We start from the raw sequence: 17,265 nt of genomic DNA, 5'->3' as shown, positions 1-17,265 counted from the left end.
ACATGGACCTGATCCTCCAGCTCCTCTTCACCGGGATCGGCATCGGCTCGGTCTACGCCCTGGTCGCCCTGGGCTTCGTGCTGATCTTCCGCGCCACCAACGTCGTGAACTTCGCGCAGGGCGAGTTCTCGATGGTGGCGGCCTTCCTGATGGTGGTGTTCGCCGTCGACCTCGAATGGCCGTACTGGCTTTCGGTGCTGCTCACCATCGGCGGGATGGCCCTGCTCGGCGCCCTGTTCAACCTCGGCGTCTACTATCCCCTGCGCCACCGCACCTACCTGCCGGTGATCATCTCGACGATCGGCGCCTCGATCTTCCTGGCCAACACCACGCTCGCCCTCTACGGGCCGCAGCCGCAGGTCCTGCCGCCGGTCTTCGAGACGCAAGGCTTCCTGCTCGGGCCGGTCTTCCTCGACAGCCAGTACCTGTTGATCATCGCGGTGACCGCGGCGCTCGTGGCGTTCCAGTACTGGTTCTTCGAGCACACCCTGGTCGGCAAGAAGCTCCAGGCGACCTCGCAGGACAAGGAGATGGCCGCGCTTCTGGGCATCCCGGTCGCCGGCATGATCATGCTGACCTTCGTCTACAGCGCCGTGCTCGGGGGCATCGCCGGCATCCTCGTGGCGCCCGTCCTTTTCGTGTCGATCCAGATGGGCGCGACCATCGCGCTCAAGGCGTTTGCCGCGACGATCATCGGCGGGTTCGGCGACGTGACCGGCGCGATCATCGGCGGGCTGGCGCTTGGCATCATCGAGACCTTCGGGGCGGCCTACGTCTCGGTGCCGTACAAGGACGCCTTCGCCTTCATCGTCCTCGTGGCCTTCCTAGTCGTGCGCCCGCAGGGGCTGTTCGGCGAGCGGGTGGCGGAGAAAGCATGAGCGCCGAGCCCATCACGACCGCCGTCCCGGCCGCGCCGGCGGCCGCGCCCCGCCGGATGCCCCTCGGCAGCCTCGCCTATGCGGGCCTCGCCGCGGCCGCGGTGGCGCTCGCCGCGACGACGCCGTTCAGCGGCTACGTCCTCAACATCCTGATGCAGGCCGCGACCTACGCGATCGCGGTGATCGGGCTCACCGTGGTGCTGGGGCTGTGCGGCCAGATCAACCTGGCCCAGGCCGCCTTCTTCGGGATCGGCGCCTATGCGGTCGGCCTCGGCACGGTCGATCACGGCCTGAATTTCTGGCTGTGCCTGCCGATCGGGCTGGCGCTGGCGATCGTCCTCGGCGCGGTGCTCGGCGCCTCGACGCTGCGGCTCGGCGGCCACTACCTCGCCATGGTCACGATCTCGTTCCAGCAGATCCTCACCCTGGTCCTGACCAACTGGATCCCGGTCACCCACGGCCCGGACGGGGTGCCCAACATCCGCCGCCCCGCCCTGTTCGCGGACGGGCAGAGCTATCTCGCGCTCTGCGTGCTGGTCCTCGCGGTGGTCGGCTGGCTGGTCTGGCACCTGCCGCGGACCCGGCTCGGGCGCGCCATGCGGGCGGTGCGCGACAACGAGCTGGCCGCGGGCGTGAGCGGCATCGACGTCTACCGCACCAAGGTCGCGGCCTTCGCCATCGGGGCGCTGCTGGCGGGGCTGGGCGGCGGGCTGTTCGCCGGCAGCTTCACCTATATCAGCCCGGACCAGTTCTCCTTCGCCGAGTCGATCGTCTTCCTGACGATGGCGCTGCTCGGCGGCGTCGGCTCGCCGGTGGGCGCGGTGATCGGCACCGGCCTCCTGATCCTCATCCCCGAATGGCTGCGCTTCCTCAAGGAGGTCCCGGGCCTGTACCTGGCGATCTACGGGCTCGCGGTGATCCTGATCGTCGTGTTCATGCCCGACGGCATCTGGGGGTTTTTGGGCGATCAGGTCCGCCGGCTGCGGCCGGCCAAGCCCGCGCCGCCGCCCGCCCCGGAGCTGACGCTGACCCAGGGGCGCGACGCCTCGGAAACGCTGCTGACGGTGTCCGGTCTGTCCAAGCATTTCGGCGGCCTCAAGGCCGTGGACGCGATCGATTTCACCGTGACTCGCGGCGGCATCCACGCGCTGATCGGCCCGAACGGCTCGGGCAAGACCACGACGCTCAACGTCCTGTCCGGCCTCTACACGCCGACCGGCGGCACGATGCGCCTCCAGGGCCAGGACATCACCCGGTTTCCCCCGCACCGGCGCGCCGCGGTCGGGATCGGGCGCACGTTCCAGAACATCCGCCTGTTCCGCTCGATGAGCGCCCTGGAGAACGTGGTGATCGGCGCCGAGCGCCCGAACAACCCCCTCGGCGCGAGCGGCCGGCCGGCGCTGGAGGCCCGCGCGCGCTCGGCCCTGGCCTTCGTTGGGCTCGAGGCGCGGGCGCAGGAGCCGATCTCGGGCTTCTCCTACGGGCACCAGCGCCTGATCGAGATTGCCCGGGCGCTCGCCGGCAACCCGACGCTGCTGCTCCTCGACGAGCCGGCCGCCGGGCTCAATTCCAGCGAGAAGAACGCCCTGACGGTGCTGCTGCGAAGGATGGCCGCCAAGGGCCTGACCATCCTGATCATCGACCACGACATGACCCTGGTCAGCGATGTGGCGAGCCACGTCACCGTCCTGAACTTCGGCCGGCGCATCGCCGACGGGGTCACCGCCTCGGTGCTGCGCGAGCCCACGGTCATCGAGGCCTATCTCGGGGAGGACGCCGCGACCGGGCCGGACGCGGGGCTTCAGACCGCGCTGAAGACCGACCTCGCGCCGGCTTGACCAGGATGAGCACCGCCGTGTCGAACCCGGTTCTGGAGATCCGCGACCTCACCGTCCGCTACGGCGAGATCGAGGCGGTGCGCGGGCTCTCGTTCGTGGTCGGCACCGGCGAGGTCGTGACCCTGCTGGGCTCCAACGGCGCCGGCAAGTCGACCACCCTCAAGGCGATCTCCGGCCTCGTGAAGCCGGCGGGCGGCAGCATCCTGCTCGACGGCGAGCCGCTCACCGGCCTGAAACCGGAGGCGATCGTGCGCCGCGGCGTCGCCCACGTGCCCGAGGGGCGCCGGGTCTTCCCGGGGCTCACCGTGCGCGAGAACATCATGCTCGGCGCCTCGAACCGCCCCGGCATCCCGAAGCGCGCCCTGCGCGACGAGGTCGAGGCGATGTTCGAGCTGTTCCCGGACATCCGGCGCTTCGGCGACGCCCTCGGCTGGACCCTGTCGGGCGGTCAGCTCCAGATGGTGGCGCTCGCCCGCGGCCTGATGGCCAAGCCGCGCCTCCTGCTCCTCGACGAGCCCTCGCTGGGCCTCGCCCCGGTGATCGTCCAGGCGGTGTTCGCGATCATCGCGGAGGTGCGCCGGCGCGGCACGACGGTGCTGCTGGTCGAGCAGAACGCCCGCATGGGCCTGTCGGTCGCCGACCGCGGCTACGTGCTGGAGACTGGCCGCCTCGTCCTCGAAGGCGACCCGCAGGCGCTCTGGGCCAACGACGACATCCGCGCCGCGTATCTGGGCGGGCGCGTCACCGAGGGAAGCGCCGCCTGACGCCGCCGCGTCCCGGAACCGCCCCGACCGCGCCCGGTTGCCACTGCGGATCCCCGACGGTGCGGTGAGGCCTATCGTGCGCGACCGCAAGCCAGAGTCCCGGCGCCGCCTGCTGCAGGCCGGAGGCGCCGTCGCCGCGAGCGCGGTGCTCGGGATCGGGAGCGGCGTCGGCGCGGAGACCGATCCCGCTGTGCCCGCCGAGACGCCGACGGGCCGCCGCTCGAAATCCCTCGATACCGAGTACTTCAAGGGCATGTACGCCACGGAATCGGACCCGTGGCGCTTCGCCTCCAGCCCCTACGAGCGCGACAAGTACGCCGCGACGCTGGCGGCGCTGCCGCGGGCCCGCTACGCGTCGGGCCTCGAGGTGGGCTGCTCGATCGGCGTCTTCACGCGCGAGCTCTGCCCCCGCTGCGACGCGCTGGTCGGGCTCGACGTGGTGCCGTCGGTCCTGGACGCAGCCCGGGCGCGCTGCGCCGGTTGCCCGAACGTGCGCTTCGAACTCGCCGCCGTTCCGGTCGCCTGGCCGGACGGGCGGTTCGACCTGATCGTGATCTCCGAGGTAGCCTATTATCTCGACCGTGCCGACCTCGCCCGGCTGGTCGCGCGGGTGAGGGGCGCGGTGCTGCCCGAAGCCGACATCGTGCTGGTCCACTGGCTCGGCGTCACCCATTACCCGCTCTCCGGCGACGAGGCGGCCGAGGGCTTCATCGCGGACGCGCAGGACTTCGCGCGGGTCCTGAAACAGTCGCGAACCGCCGCGTACCGGCTCGACGTGCTGCGGGTGACCCGAGCCGATCCGAAGCCTGCCCCCTGAGCAGCGTGATCCTCAGCGCGGAGGGGCGAGGCGCGCCGTCCTCCGCGCCCGCGCGGTCGCGACGCCGTACAGGACGAGCCCCGCCAGCATCAGGGCCAGGCCTGCAAGCGACTGGAGCGGCCGGACGGCGACGAGGTGGACCAGCATGAACAGCGTGACCGCCAGGAAGATCAGCGGGGTGATCGGGTAGCCCCAGGCCCGGAACGGCCGCGGTAGGTCGGGCCGCGTGATCCGGAGCTTGATCAGCCCGATCACGGTCAGGAACGAGCACAGGATCAGGCTGAACTGGATGAAGTCGAGCACCGCCTCGAAGCTCTGCGTGAACAGCAGGATCGTGGCGATACAGGCCTGGAGGAGAAGCGCGGCATTCGGCACGCCGCGCCCCGAGCGGCTTGCGAACAGGCGCAGCAGCGGCACGTCCTCGCCCATCGCCACGGTCACGCGCGGGCCGATCCACATCATTGCGCTGATCGTCGGGATCAGCCCGGCGCAGATCAGCGCGCCGACGATGCGCCCGCCCGCCTCCCCGAAGACGTGACGGCCGGCGATCAGGGCGATCTCGACCTGGCCGGCGAGGTCCGCCACGGGGGTCGTGTAGAGGAACACCGCGTTCAGCGCGACGGAGAGCGCGACGACGAGGCCGGTCCCGACGAACAGCGCCCGCGGCAGGCTGCGCGGCGGGTCGGCGAGCTCGCCGACGATGTAGGTCGCGGCGTTCCAGCCCGAATAGGCGTACATCACGAAGACCAGGCTGATCGCGAAGCCGGCGCTGACGACCTGCGCCGGATCGAATGCGGCGGGGGAGAAGCCGCTCCCCTGGCCGCCGCCCCGGGCGAAGCCCACCCCGATGAAGGCCGCGATCAGCGCGAGCTTGAGCAGCGTGAACCCGATCTGGAAGGCGCTGCTGTGGCGCGTTCCGCGCAGGTGCACGAGCGAGACGATCCAGATCGCCGCCAGGCCGAGCAGCAGCGGCGGGGCGCCGGGCAGGATCGCCTTGCCGTACTGGCCGAGCGCCATGGCGGCGAGCGCCACCGGCGCCGAGAACCCGACGGTGGCCGAGAGCCAGCCGGCCATGAACCCGACGGCCGGGCCGTAGATCCGCGTAAGGAGATTGTACTCGCCGCTGGAGCGGGGAAACATCGTGGCGAGCTCGGCGTAGCAGAGCGCCCCGCACAGGGCGACCACGCCGCCGACGAGCCACAGCAGCAGCACCGTGAACCCGGACGGGATGTCCGTCACCTGGAAGCCGAGGCTGGTGAAGACCCCGATGCCGATCATGTCGGCCACCACGATCGACGTCGCCGCCAGGGTGGAGACGGCCGGGGCGGCTCGCGCGGCGCTCGATCTGTCGGTCATGACTCCTGTCCGCCATGGTCCGACACCGGAACGCGGCGCTCGACGGGAGCCCGGACGGTCTCGTCAGGGCAAGACTGTCATCGCGCCGCTCGACCCCGTGTGGATCGCAGTAATCGGCATAGGCGGCCAGATCCCGCCGGGGTGGCCGTTTGCCGCGTGCGGGGCGGCATTCGCCATCGGGCGGCCTAGCGGATGCCGCCGTCGCTGAGCCGGTACCAAGCGATGATCGCCGAGACGTAGAGGCGGTGGAACGCGTGCATCGGCAGCGGCGCGATCGGCGTCAGCGGCAGGGGCAGGCTGTCGGCGTCGCCGGTGGCGATGTACTGGGCGATCGCCCGTCCCATGGTGGATTGCAGGCCGACGCCGCGGCCCTGGCAGCCGATGTCGATCAGGAGCCCGGGGGCGGGCTCGTGGAGATGGGGCAGGTAATCCTGCGTGATCGCCACGCGGCCGCACCAGCGGTGGTCGAACGCGGTGCCGTCGAGCTGCGGGAACAGCTTGCCGACGATGCGCTCGAGATGCGCCCAGTCCCGGGGCGTGCGCGGCTCGCGGAACGGGCCGCGGCCGCCCATCAGCAGGCGGCCGGTATGGTCGAGGCGGAAATACAGGAGCAGCTTGCGCGTGTCCGAGGAGACCTGCCCCTCCGGCAGGATCGAGCGGCGCAGGTTGTCCGAGAGCGGCTTCGTGGCGACCTGGAAGGAGTTGGCCGCGATCACGGTCTGCGCCAGCCCCGGCCACAGGCCGCCGGTATAGCCGTTGGTGCACAGGACGACCCGCTCGGTCGAGAGCCGGGCGCCCTGCGCGGTGGTGACGGTCCAGGTCGATCCGCTGCGGGTTAGGCCGGTGACCGGGCTGCCCCCGTGGATGGCGGCGCCGGCCTTCAGCGCGGCGCGGGCGAGGCCGCGGGCGTAGCTCAGCGGCTGGATCGCGCCGCCGCGGCCGTCGAGCCAGCCGCCCAGGTACCGCTCCGTCCCGAGGAGCCGCGCGGTCTCGGATCGGTCGAGGACCCGGGTCGGGGCGCCGAGGCCGGCCCATTGCTCCGCCCGGCGCGCGACCTCGGCGAGCCCGGCCTCGGTATGGGCGCCCTGGATCCATCCGGCGCGCCGGTGCGGCACATCCATCGCGTGCCGGGCGATCAGGTCGAAGACCGTGTCGGCGGTGCTGCCGGCAAAGCGCGCCAGCCGCTCGCCGCGCTCGCGCCCGAACTTGGCGACGAGGTCGGCGGGATCGTATTTCAGCCCCGGGATCACTTGGCCGCCGTTGCGCCCGGACCCGCCGAAGCCGACCTCGCGGGCCTCCAGCACCACCGGCCGGATCCCGCGCTCGGCCAGGTGCAGGGCGGTCGAGAGGCCGCAGAAGCCGCCGCCGACGATGACGACGTCGGCCTGCCCGGATTCGGTCAGCGGCGGCGTCTCGGGTCCGGGCGGCGCGGTGGTGGCCCAGAGCGACGGTGCAAGGGGAAACGGTTCAGCCACGGTGATCCCTAGAGCGGATGCAGCACGCGCTGCAGGAAGTCCTGGGTGCGCGGGTGCTGCGGACGGTTGAGGATCTCGGCGGCCGGGCCCTGCTCGACCAGGCGTCCGCCGTCGAGGAACAGCACCCGGTCGGCGACCTCCCGGGCGAAGCCCATCTCGTGGGTCACGACCAGCATGGTCATGCCCTCGTCGGCCAGCCCGCGCATCACCCGCAGGACGTCGCCGACGAGTTCGGGATCGAGCGCCGAGGTCGGTTCGTCGAACAGGATCGCCTCGGGGCGCATCGCCAGGGCCCGCGCGATCGCGACGCGCTGCTGCTGGCCGCCCGACAGCTCGTTGGGCCGCGCGTGCTCCTTGCCGGCGAGGCCGACCCGGGCGAGCAGCGCCCGGGCCCGTTCCTCGACCTCGGCGCGGGGCTCCCGCTTCACGTGGACCGGCCCCTCGACCACGTTCTCCAGGGCGGTGCGGTTGGCGAACAGGTTGAAGCGCTGGAACACCATCGAGACGCGCGTGCGGATCGTCTGGATGCTGCGCTTGTCCCGGTCGACGCGCTGGCCGTCCACCCGGATCTCGCCGCCGTCATAGGCTTCGAGCCCGTTGATGCAGCGGAGCAGGGTCGACTTGCCGGATCCCGACGGTCCGATGATGCAGACCACCTCGCCCTTGGCGACCTCGGCCGAGACGCCCTTGATCACCTCCAGCGAGCCGTAATGCTTGCGCACATCCTGGAGGACGATCACCGGTGGCGCCCCTTCGCTTCGAGGTGGCGCACCAGGAGGATCAGCGGCAGGCTGAGCGCCAGGTACATCAGCGCCACCATCGTGTAGACGCTGGTGTTCTTGAAGGTCGAGGAGGCGATGAGCTTGCCCTGGAGCGCCAGCTCCGCGACCGTGATGGTCGAGGCCTGGGACGAATCCTTGAGCATCATGATCATGATGTTGCCGTAGGGCGGCAGCGCGATCTTGACCGCCTGGGGCAGGATCACCCGGCGCATGGTCATCCACCAGCCCATGCCGATCGACAGGGCGGCCTCGACCTGCCCGCGATCCACCGCCTCGATGCCGGCCCGGAAGTTCTCGGCCTGGTAGGCCGAATAGGCGATCCCGAGCCCGATGATCGCCGCCTGGACCGCCGTGAGCGACAGGCCGAAATCCGGCAGCACGAAGTAGATGTAGAACAGCTGCACGATGATCGGGATGCCGCGCAGGATGTTGATCATCACCGCGCTGAAACCGGCCAGCACGGCGATGCCGGAGACCCGCAGCACCGCCCAGAACAGGCCGAGCAGGGTCGAGACCACTAGGGAGGCCAGGGTGATCAGGACCGTGAGCTGCACGCCCTGGAACAGGATCGGCAGATAATCCTGCGCATCGGCGAGGAACTCGCGCATGAAGCTCAGGACCGGTCGGCGGAGGGCGGCAGACCCCACTTCGTCAGGATCTTCTCCAGCGTCCCGTCGGCCTTCAGCTTGGTCAGAGCCGCGTCGATCTTGGCGAGCAGGGCGGTGTCGGCCTTGCGCACGCTGATCCCCACCGCGGCGACGACGCTCGGCTTGAGGGTCTCGACCAGCCGGACGCCGGGAAACATCCCCTGCTTGACGTAGTAGGCCAGGATCGGGGCGTCGGCGAAGCCGGCCTTGAGCCGCCCGGAATTCACGTCGCGGATGATGTCCGGGATCGCGTCGTAGATCTTCACCTCGGCGAACAGGCCGGACTTCTTCAGCGGCTCGACGAAGGCGGTGCCGACCTGGGCGCCCACGGTCTCGCCCTTGAGGTCGGCGAAGGAGGTGTAGTCCTTCGTGTCGGCCTTCGGGACGATCAGGCCCTCGCCGTAGCTGTAGACCGGCGCCGAGAAGGCCACGACCTCCTTGCGCTGGGGCGTGATGAACATCGCCGCCGAGATGATGTCGATCTTCGAGGCGGTGAGCGCCGGGATCAGCGTCGAGAATTGCAGCGGTTCCACCGCAACGGCGAAGCCGGCCTCCTTGCCAACCGCGTTCACGAGGTCGACCATGACCCCCTGGATCGTGTTGGTCTTGGTGTCGAGGAAGGTGAAGGGCAGGCCGGTGGGCGTCGCGCCGACCCTCAGGGGCGACTCGGCCCGGGCCGGGCCGGGGATCAACAGGGCGAGGCTCAGGCACAGGCTCGGAAGCAGGCGTCTCATGGCGCGGATCCTCGACACTGGCATAGCGCGGCGTTGCGCTATCGCTCTTCTGTTTTCATATCTGTGAAGATTACCGCACGGTTCGCGGCTCGACGCAAGGTGATTTCACGTGCATGAAGATGCCCCGGAGTCTCCAGGATGACGCTGCGGTGAGCAGGCCCAAAGTCGAACCGACAGGCGCCGATCCGGTGGACCGGGCCGTGGGCCAAAGGCTGCGGGCCCTGCGCCAGGAGCGGCGCCTGTCGCTCGAGAAGGTCGCGGCCAGCACCGGGCTGTCGATCGGCTTCATCAGCCAGGTGGAGCGTGGCCTGTCCTCGCCGTCGCTGCGCGTCCTGGCCCTGCTCGCCGACACGCTCCAGACCGGCATCGGCGGCCTGTTCGAGGGGGCCCCGTCCGAGAAGGATCCCGACCCGATCGTGGTGTTCGAGCGGGACCGGGCCGAGCTCAAGCTCTGGCGCGCCGGGATCACCAAGCAGCTGCTGACGCCCGCCGGGGGGACGCAGAGCCTCAGCCTGTTCCACATGGTGCTCGAGCCGAAGGCCAGCACCGGCGACGAGCTGTTCAGCCACGACGGCGAGGAGGCCGGCCTGGTGCTGGAGGGGCGCCTGACCCTGGTCGTCGAGGCCCGCACGCTGGAGCTCGCGGCCGGCGACAGCTTCCGCTTCGCCAGCCATCGGCCGCACCGGTTCGGCAATCCCGACGGCCGGACGCGCGCCGTCGTCCTGTGGGTCAACGCGTTGGCGGGGGAGCGACCAGCCGGTCCGTGAGCGCCGGCGGCTGGAGCCAGCCCCGTGGAGTCGCATCGCCCCTTCACGCACCCGGTTGCACCGGCAATAACGGTTTCCCGCGTGCGGGACTTCCACGGCCCGCCCGAACCGATCCCCTCCGCCGCCTCCGGGCGGCCCTCGCCGACGGACACGACCCATGAGCGACACCCAGGACCGGACCGCGCTGGTGACGGGGGCGGCCCGCGGCATCGGGCTCGCCGCCGTGACCCTGTTCCTCGCGGAGGGATGGCGGGTCGCCCTGCTCGACATCGACGGGCCGGGCGTGGAAGCCGCCGCCGCCGGGCTCGGCCGGCCCGACGCGGTGCTGGCGGTCACCGCGGACGTCTCCGACCCGGAGGCGGTGGCAGGCGCGATGCGGCAGGTGGCCGAGCGGTTCGGCCGCCTCGACGCGCTGGTCAACAATGCCGGGATCGCGATCTTCAAGCCGATGATGGAGACCACCTTCGCGGATTGGTCGCGGGTTCTGGCCGTGAACCTGTCGGGGCCATTCCTGTGCACGCAGGCGGCCGTGCCGCTGCTCGCCGCGCGCGGCGGCGCGATCGTGAACATCACCTCGATCTCGGGCCTGCGCGCCTCGACGCTGCGGACAGCCTACGGCACCAGCAAGGCGGCGCTGGCGCAGCTCACCAAGCAGCAGGCCGTCGAGCTGGCACAGTTCGGCATCCGGGTGAACGCGGTCGCTCCCGGCCCGGTGGACACCGCGATGGCCAAGGCGGTCCACAGCCCCGAGATCCGCGCCGATTACCACGACGCCGTGCCCCTCGGGCGCTACGGCCTGGAGACCGAACTCGCGGAGGCGATCGTGTTCCTGTGCTCCGAGCGCGCCTCCTTCGTCACCGGCCAGCAGCTCGCCGTGGATGGCGGCTTCGAGGCCACCGGCATCGGCCTGAAGACCCTGCGCGGCGCGCGGCGGGACTGAGTGCCGCTCCGGTCGCCCGGCCCGGAGCGCTTTGCGCGCGGCGCCCGAACGGGCGCCTACAGCGCCATCCCGGGGGCCGGTTCGGTCGCGGCCTGGCCCGGGGGCTCGACTGAAAAGTACGCCATCGGCTCCCGTCGGCCGCGCAGGGGCTCGCGGCTGACCTCCCGCCATAGGGCTTTCGCCGAGCCGGCCGCGCGCCGGACGGCCTCCGAGGCCAGGATCGGCACGCCGTGGGCCTTGGTCGCCTGCTCCAGGCGGGCGGCGACGTTCACCGTGTCGCCCAGGACGGTGAACTCGTAGCGCGCCTCCTCGCCGATGATCCCGCTGAACACCTCGCCGCAATGGAGGCCGACGCCGATCCGGACCGCGGCGCCGTGCTCGCCCTTGAGGTTCCAGCGGGCGATGACCTCGACCAGGTCTCGGGCGAAGGCCACCGCCCGGGCGGCGTCGTCGGCGCGCGCCTCGGGCAGGCCGAACACCACCAGGGCGCCGTCGCCGATGAACTTGTCGACGACACCGTTGTGCAGCCGGGCCATGCGCATCACCCGCCGCCGGAACGCGGACAGGAAGGCCGAGAGCTGCTGCGGGTCGAGGCGCTCGGCCAGGGCGGTGGAGCCGCGCATGTCGACGAAGGCGATGACCGCCTGCTGCCGCCGGCCGGCCCGCAGGCTGCCGTCGTCGTCGGCCAGGCGCGCGACCAGCTCCCGCGGCAGGAAGCGCGACAACCGGCGCCGCCTCCCGGCCTCGCGCATGGCCGAGACCGCGAACAGGATCAGCACCAGGACGAGCCCGGCGAGCGCCGCCCAGATCAGCAGCGCGATCCGGGACACCGCCGCCTGGCGCCGCTCCATCTGGGCCGCCTCCTGGGCCTCCATCCGGCGCACGACCGTGCGGATCTCGTCCATCAGGCGGCGCCCCCTGCCCTCGCGGACGAGGGTCCGGCTCGCCTCGGGATCGCCGCCCCGGTGCAGGTCGATCGTGGTGCCGAGCTCGCCGAGCTTCTCCCGGATCAGCAGGATCAGGCCGTCGAGCTCGGCGCGCTGGCCGTCGTCGTCCCGGAGCAGGTCGTGCAGCCGGGCGATCTCGCCGTTGACCTTGGAGCGGCCGGCCCGGAACGGCTGCAGGAAGTCCGCGTCCCCGGTCAGCAGGTAGCCGCGCTGCCCGGTCTCGGCGTCCTGGACCGCCGACAGCACGCGCCCGAGGCGGCCCTCCACCGCCAGGGCGTGGCGCACCGCCTCGCTGCCGCGCTGCTGATAGACCGAGGCGCCCACCGCGATGCCCAGCATCGCCAGGATCACGGCGAGGCCGGCAATCATCCGGTCGACGGTCTTCGAGCGCCCGGGCAGCTGCGCGATCACCTGGAGGGTGCGCCGCGCGGTCACGCCGAAGCCGCGCAGGACGGGGCCGCGCACGCGCCGGCGATCCCGCGGGCCGGGGCCGCTGGCCGTAGGGGCTCGCGCATGGTCGCGCTCCGCGCCGCGGGCACAGCGATCTCCTGTCTCGAGGGGGGCGGCGGACGATCCGGACTGGGCCGACGGGTGGAACCGCCAGCACAAAAGGCGGCCCCGGCGATTGTTCCCGCTCCCTCGGGCAAACATCACGGCGGACAGGGGTTTTCGGCCCATGCTGCCGCAATCGTGATCCGATCGGGCCGCCCCCTCCCCGGCCGCTAGAGCCGTTCCCGATCGCGCTGCGACCAAGAACAGCTCCAGGTCATTGATTTTACGCACCCGTTTACGCCGAACCGGTATCCACTTCGGCGACGAGCGCTCTAGAGGCCGAACATGCTCTGGGTCGGGGCGTGCAGCGTGAAGGCGTGGCCCTCGTCGATCCAGCCGGTGCCGGCGTGGCCCTGCTCGATATAGGTGATCTCCGCGGCGCTCGACGCGTAGTAGTGGCGGCCGCTCTCGGTGTTGACGAACCGCTCGATGTTCATCGCGGCCCATCCGGCGGCGGACGGATCCGTGTAGGCCTCGAAGGCGACGCCCTCGTAGCGATAGCCCGAACCGGAGCCGATCAGGCCGTCCCGTTCCGCCGCGCTGGCCGTGTAGAAATGGTCGCCCGTCGCCGCGTTGGTGAAGTGGAACACGTCCGTGGTGCCGGCCGACCCGGTGGGGGCGGCCCAGCCGACCCCCTGATACGCGTAGGCCGATTGCGACGTCTTCAGCGCGTCCCGCTCCGCGGTGCTGGCGGTGTAGAGGTGCTGGCCGGTGGACGGGTCGTAGAAGTGGAAGACCGGCTCCAGGGGGGCGCTCGCGTTCGGGTTCGCCTGGTAGGCGCGCAGGTAATCGATGTTCATCTGGGCCGGGAACGGCGTCGTCGCGTCGGCATCGCCCGGCCACGTGCCGCCGACCGCCAGGTTGGCGATCATGTACATCGGCTTGTCCAGGTCGGCCGGGGTGGGCGTGCGGAAGACCTCCTGGCTGTCGAAGTAGAAGGCCAGGCTGTCGGGCCCCCAATCGACCCCGTAGGTGTGGAAGCCGTCGCTCATGTCGGCGACCTGCGTGGCGGCCTGGGCGAGGGTGTGGTCGCCGGCGGTCTGGCCGGGTCCCAGGCTGTGCACGCTGGTGTAGAGCCTGCCGGGCTCGTGCCCGAGCATCTCCATCACATCGATCTCGGGCGGCCAGGAGCCGTCCTGCGCCAGCAGCCAGAAGGCCGGCCACATCCCCTGCCCGGCCGGCAGCTCGGCCCGCATCTCGAAATAGCCGTAGGTCTGGCTGAAGCTGTGGGACGTGTTGATCATCCCGGACGTGTAGGGCTGGCCGCCGAGGTCCGGCAGCAGCGCCGGGTCGGACGGCGCCGCCGTGATGGTCAGGATGCCGTTCTGGACGCTGAACGGGTTGGGCAGTGCCGCGCCGCCGCCGCCGACGCCATGGTCGGCCCGGAGGTACCATTGCTGCTCCTGGTTGAACGGCCGCGTCCCGGTCGCCGTGACGTAGCTGCCCCATTGCGGCCCGCCCGCCGTGTCGAGGCCCGAGGTTCCGTTCCAGAGCTGGAGCGTGTCGAACTCGGCGCTGTAGGTCAGGGTCGCGGTCTGCGCGAGGTTCTTGGGGTCGATCGGCATCGTGGCTGGCCCGTGAGTTCCGCCGAATTCTGCAGGAACAATCCCTGTATACAATCAGGAGTTGCAAAAGTCCTGCCGAACGTCCCTGGACGGCCCTACTTCTCGCGAAACGCCCGGCGCGCCTGATCGACCAGGGGCTTGGTGAGGTAGGACAGCACCGTCCGGTCGGCGGTCCGGATGAAGGCCTCCACGGGCATGCCGGGCATCAGCTTGGCGCCGTCGAGGCGGCTCAGCTCGTCCTTGGTCACCCCCAGGCGCACCAGGTAGTAGAAGCTGCCGGTCCGCTTGTCCTCGCTGACGTCGGCGGCGATCCGGGTGACGCGGCCGTTGAGCTCCGGCGTGGTCCGCTGGTCGAAGCTCGGGAAGCGCAGGCCGGCGGCCTGGCCGGTCTGCAGCCGGTCGATGTCCTGGGGGGCGACCCGGACCTCGGCCACCAGGGAATCGGCGTTCGGGACGATCAGCATGATCGGCTCCCCCGGGGCGATCACGCCCCCGCGGGTATGGACGGCGAGCTCGTGGACGTAGCCGGTCTGCGGCGCGCGGATCTCGATCCGCTGCAGCTGGTCGAAGGCGGCGATCCGCTGCTCGGTCAGGGTCGCGGCCTTGGCGCGGTTCTCGGCCAGCTCCTTGGCGACGTCGCTGCGCAGGTTCTGCTCGAGCTGGATGATCTGCAGCTCGGTCTCTGAGACCTTGCCCTTGGCCTGGGCGATGTTGGCCACCAGGACCCCGCGCTCGCCCTTGAGCCGGGACATGTCCCGCTGCAGGCTGGTGAGCCGGGTCAGCTGGATCAGGTTCTTCTTCCAGAGATCCTCGACGCCCTCGTATTCCCGGCCGATGATCGCGGTCTCCTGCTCCTTGGCGGCGGCCTGCTCGACCAGGCCCTTGATCTCCTCGCGCAGCTGGCCGATCCGCTCGCGCAGCTGCGCCTTCTGGCCCTGGAGCGCGTCGCGGCGGAAGCGGAACAGCTTGCGCTCGCCGTCGACGATCCGGGCGACGTCGGGGCCGGCCCCGGCGAGCTCGGCTGGGAAGGCGGGCTCATCGCGGCCGTCGCGCTCGGCCTCCAGCCGGGCGTTGCGGGCGGCGATCTCCCACAGGCTCTTGGTGACGCTGTCGTAGGTGGCCCGGGTGGTGGTGGCGTCGAGCCGGACCAGCAGGTCGCCGGCCTGGACGCGGGCGCCCTCCTGGATCGGCAATTCGGCGACCACGCCGCCGGTCGGGTGCTGGACCTTCTTGATGTTGCTCTCGACCACCAGGGAGCCGGTGGCGATGATCGCCCCGGACAGCTCGGTGGCGGCGGTCCAGGCGCCGGTGCCGGTGGCCAGCACGATCACCGCGGCGACGCCGACCACGTGCCGCCGGAGCGAGCGCCGGGTCTCGCGGGTCGGGTCGTCTGTGACCTGGTTGCGCGTCATGCGACCCTCGTGGGTGTCTGCCGGGTCAGGGCGCCGAGCTGCGCCAGGACTTCGTCGCGGGGCCCGTGCAGCCGCACGCGGCCCTCGCCCAGGACCAGGATGCGATCGACCGCGGCCAGCGCGCTCGGCCGGTGGGCGATCACCACCACGATGCCGCCCCGGGCGCGCACGCCCTGAACGGCCGCCGACAGGGCGCGGTCGCCGTCGACGTCGAGGTTGGAATTGGGCTCGTCGAGCACCACCAGGAACGGGTCGCCGTAGAGCGCTCGCGCGAGCGCGATCCGCTGGCGCTGGCCGCCCGACAGGCCGAGCCCGCCGGCGCCGACCCGGGCGTCGTAGCCGCCGGGCAGGCGCAGCACGACCTCGTGGACCCCCGCCGCCTTGGCGGCCGATTGCAGGGCCTCCGGGTCGGGGGCCGGGTCGAATCGGGTGATGTTCTCCGCGATGGTGCCGTCGAACATCTCGATGTCCTGCGGCAGGTAGCCGATGGCGCGGCCGAGGGCGTCGGGGTCCCACTGGTCGATCGCCGCGCCGTCGAGGCGGATCACCCCGCGGACCGGCCGGGCCAGGCCGACGAGCGCCCGGGCGAAGGTGGATTTGCCCGAGCCGCTGGCCCCGATCACCCCGAGCGCGCTGCCGGGGGCGAGGGCGACGTTGACGTCGTGCAGGATCAGGCTGTCGGTCCCGGGGGCGGCGATCGACAGGGCGGTCACGCGCACGCTCTCCCGGGGCGCCGGCAGGGGCGTCAGGGCCTCCGGCTCCCGCCCGGGCAGGAACGCCACGAGCCGGCTCCAGGCCTGCCGGGCGGCCGAGAACGACTTCCAGTTGGCGATGGCGAGATCCACCGGGGCCAGCGCCCGGGCCGACAGGATCGTGGCGGCCAGCATCACCCCGGCGGTGGCCTCCTCGCGCACCACCAGGTAGGCGCCGAGCCCCAGGATCCCGGATTGCAGCACCGTGCGCAGGAGCCGCGCCACCGCGCCGAAGCCGATGGCGAGGTCGTTGCCGGAGGTGGCGACGTCGAGGTTCTTGCGGGTCCGGACCTGCCAGAGGTCGGCCACCCGCGCGCGCATCCCCAGCGCGCAGAGCAGCGGCGCCGTCCGGTGCGCCATGTCGGTGAAGGCGCGGCGCTCGCCGGCGACCCGCACGCTCTCCCGGGTGGTCTCGGCGGAGGCCCAGTCGGTCAGGACCGTCAGCACGCACAGGAACAGGGCGCCCCCCGCGATCGCGGCCCCGAGCCAGGGATGGAACAGGAAGCAGACCGCGATATAGAGCGGCACCCAGGGCAGGTCGAAGAAGGCGGTGAGCGCCAGGCTCGACACGAAGCCCCGCACGGTGTCGAGGTCGCGCAGGGCCTGGGGGCCGTCGTCGCCACGGGGCGTCTCGGAGCCGCGCGCCAGCAGGGTCCGGAAGATCCGCGGGCCGAGGCGCTCGTCCACGAGGCGGCCGAACCGCGACAGGATCCGGGCGCGGAACACCTCGAACACGCTCTGGATCACGAACAGCATCAGGGCGATGCCGGCGAGCCCGACCAGGGTGGCGATGCTCCGGCTCGGCAGGACCCGGTCATAGACCTGGAGCATGAAGATCGGGGCAGTCAGCATCAGCAGGTTGATCAGGCCGCTGACGATCATCACGGTGATCAGGGCGGTGCGCCCGGCCCGGATCGCGGCCCAGAATTCCCGCCGCTTGGCAGCACGCAACACGCGTTCGTCGGTCACAGGACTTCCCCCCGGCGGCTCGGCACGCTCACAGAAGAACCCCCGCCGCGTGGGCGGCGGGGGCTTCGGT

At 71.4% G+C, this 17,265-nt stretch carries 15 protein-coding genes; 6 read left to right on the top strand and 9 right to left on the bottom strand.

Features of this window, described 5'->3' with window-relative positions; translation table 11 throughout:
- The first annotated feature begins 2 nt into the window (after positions 1-2).
- From AKJ13_RS20675 to AKJ13_RS20660, 4 genes are all read left to right on the top strand, one after another.
- Entirely contained in the window at positions 3-878 is an 876-nt protein-coding gene (locus AKJ13_RS20675) for a branched-chain amino acid ABC transporter permease (RefSeq protein ID WP_007562633.1), read from the top strand.
- A complete protein-coding gene (locus AKJ13_RS20670; RefSeq protein WP_050735048.1) occupies positions 875-2,716 on the top strand; it encodes a branched-chain amino acid ABC transporter ATP-binding protein/permease in 1,842 nt (613 codons plus the stop codon). Before AKJ13_RS20675 ends, AKJ13_RS20670 begins: the two co-directional genes overlap by 4 nt.
- Positions 2,717-2,721: 5 nt before the next feature.
- Positions 2,722-3,480 carry an ABC transporter ATP-binding protein gene (locus tag AKJ13_RS20665; protein WP_050735047.1) on the top strand — a complete coding sequence of 253 codons (759 nt, stop codon included), beginning with the start codon at positions 2,722-2,724 and terminating at the stop codon, positions 3,478-3,480.
- Positions 3,481-3,556: 76 nt separating this feature from the next.
- Positions 3,557-4,297 carry an SAM-dependent methyltransferase gene (locus AKJ13_RS20660; RefSeq protein WP_244471669.1) on the top strand — a complete coding sequence of 247 codons (741 nt, stop codon included), beginning with the start codon at positions 3,557-3,559 and terminating at the stop codon, positions 4,295-4,297.
- A gap of 12 nt (positions 4,298-4,309) precedes the next feature.
- Here the strand turns inward: AKJ13_RS20660 and AKJ13_RS20655 are convergent, their stop codons facing one another.
- From AKJ13_RS20655 to AKJ13_RS20635, 5 genes are all read right to left on the bottom strand, one after another.
- The gene (locus AKJ13_RS20655; RefSeq protein ID WP_050735046.1) at positions 4,310-5,653 is read right to left on the bottom strand and encodes an amino acid permease; all 1,344 of its coding nucleotides are present in this window, start codon (positions 5,651-5,653) and stop codon (positions 4,310-4,312) included.
- A 185-nt stretch (positions 5,654-5,838) separates the two neighbouring features.
- Positions 5,839-7,128, bottom strand: a complete 1,290-nt coding sequence (locus AKJ13_RS20650; RefSeq protein ID WP_050735045.1) for an FAD-binding oxidoreductase — start codon at positions 7,126-7,128, stop codon at positions 5,839-5,841.
- An 8-nt stretch (positions 7,129-7,136) separates the two neighbouring features.
- Complete coding sequence (locus tag AKJ13_RS20645) at positions 7,137-7,868, bottom strand: amino acid ABC transporter ATP-binding protein (protein WP_050735044.1); 732 nt, start codon at positions 7,866-7,868, stop codon at positions 7,137-7,139.
- Positions 7,865-8,518, bottom strand: a complete 654-nt coding sequence (locus tag AKJ13_RS20640) for an amino acid ABC transporter permease (protein WP_007562626.1) — start codon at positions 8,516-8,518, stop codon at positions 7,865-7,867. The genes AKJ13_RS20645 and AKJ13_RS20640 overlap by 4 nt, the downstream gene beginning before the upstream one ends.
- 5 nt (positions 8,519-8,523) lie before the next feature.
- Positions 8,524-9,291, bottom strand: a complete 768-nt coding sequence (locus tag AKJ13_RS20635) for an ABC transporter substrate-binding protein (RefSeq protein WP_050735043.1) — start codon at positions 9,289-9,291, stop codon at positions 8,524-8,526.
- Positions 9,292-9,440: 149 nt separating this feature from the next.
- Between AKJ13_RS20635 and AKJ13_RS20630 the strand changes: the two genes are divergently transcribed.
- Both AKJ13_RS20630 and AKJ13_RS20625 read left to right on the top strand, forming a co-directional pair.
- Positions 9,441-10,058: a cupin domain-containing protein gene (locus AKJ13_RS20630; RefSeq protein ID WP_244471668.1), complete on the top strand. Its 618-nt coding sequence runs from the start codon at positions 9,441-9,443 to the stop codon at positions 10,056-10,058.
- 157 nt (positions 10,059-10,215) lie between these two features.
- Positions 10,216-10,998 carry an SDR family oxidoreductase gene (locus AKJ13_RS20625; protein ID WP_050735042.1) on the top strand — a complete coding sequence of 261 codons (783 nt, stop codon included), beginning with the start codon at positions 10,216-10,218 and terminating at the stop codon, positions 10,996-10,998.
- Positions 10,999-11,054: 56 nt separating this feature from the next.
- Here AKJ13_RS20625 and AKJ13_RS20620 read toward each other — a convergent pair whose 3' ends face one another.
- The 4 genes from AKJ13_RS20620 to AKJ13_RS20605 form a co-directional block, all read right to left on the bottom strand.
- Positions 11,055-12,410, bottom strand: a complete 1,356-nt coding sequence (locus AKJ13_RS20620) for a CHASE3 domain-containing protein (RefSeq protein ID WP_200905672.1) — start codon at positions 12,408-12,410, stop codon at positions 11,055-11,057.
- Between the two features lie 359 nt (positions 12,411-12,769).
- Positions 12,770-14,062 carry a family 16 glycosylhydrolase gene (locus AKJ13_RS20615; protein WP_050735041.1) on the bottom strand — a complete coding sequence of 431 codons (1,293 nt, stop codon included), beginning with the start codon at positions 14,060-14,062 and terminating at the stop codon, positions 12,770-12,772.
- Between the two features lie 95 nt (positions 14,063-14,157).
- Positions 14,158-15,474 (bottom strand): HlyD family type I secretion periplasmic adaptor subunit, encoded by a 1,317-nt coding sequence (locus AKJ13_RS20610; RefSeq protein ID WP_050735040.1) that lies wholly within the window; start codon positions 15,472-15,474, stop codon positions 14,158-14,160.
- The gene (locus AKJ13_RS20605) at positions 15,471-17,195 is read right to left on the bottom strand and encodes a type I secretion system permease/ATPase (protein ID WP_050735039.1); all 1,725 of its coding nucleotides are present in this window, start codon (positions 17,193-17,195) and stop codon (positions 15,471-15,473) included. The genes AKJ13_RS20610 and AKJ13_RS20605 overlap by 4 nt, the downstream gene beginning before the upstream one ends.
- Positions 17,196-17,265: the final 70 nt, after the last annotated feature.

It is taken from the genome of Methylobacterium sp. ARG-1, assembly GCF_001262595.1.
Lineage (GTDB): Bacteria > Pseudomonadota > Alphaproteobacteria > Rhizobiales > Beijerinckiaceae > Methylobacterium > Methylobacterium brachiatum.
Note: the sequence above shows the minus strand (reverse complement) of the source record. Positions and strands in the feature narration are given on the sequence as shown.

Excerpts from the sequence above, each read along its gene's own strand:
- AKJ13_RS20635 (WP_050735043.1), bottom strand. The coding sequence starts at position 9,291 with ATGAGACGCCTGCTTCCGAGCCTGTGCCTGAGCCTCGCCCTGTTGATC.
- AKJ13_RS20670 (WP_050735048.1), top strand. The coding sequence starts at position 875 with ATGAGCGCCGAGCCCATCACGACCGCCGTCCCGGCCGCGCCGGCGGCC.
- AKJ13_RS20640 (WP_007562626.1), bottom strand. The coding sequence starts at position 8,518 with ATGCGCGAGTTCCTCGCCGATGCGCAGGATTATCTGCCGATCCTGTTC.
- AKJ13_RS20610 (WP_050735040.1), bottom strand. The coding sequence starts at position 15,474 with ATGACGCGCAACCAGGTCACAGACGACCCGACCCGCGAGACCCGGCGC.
- AKJ13_RS20615 (WP_050735041.1), bottom strand. The coding sequence starts at position 14,062 with ATGCCGATCGACCCCAAGAACCTCGCGCAGACCGCGACCCTGACCTAC.
- AKJ13_RS20625 (WP_050735042.1), top strand. The coding sequence starts at position 10,216 with ATGAGCGACACCCAGGACCGGACCGCGCTGGTGACGGGGGCGGCCCGC.
- AKJ13_RS20655 (WP_050735046.1), bottom strand. The coding sequence starts at position 5,653 with ATGACCGACAGATCGAGCGCCGCGCGAGCCGCCCCGGCCGTCTCCACC.
- AKJ13_RS20665 (WP_050735047.1), top strand. The coding sequence starts at position 2,722 with ATGAGCACCGCCGTGTCGAACCCGGTTCTGGAGATCCGCGACCTCACC.
- AKJ13_RS20675 (WP_007562633.1), top strand. The coding sequence starts at position 3 with ATGGACCTGATCCTCCAGCTCCTCTTCACCGGGATCGGCATCGGCTCG.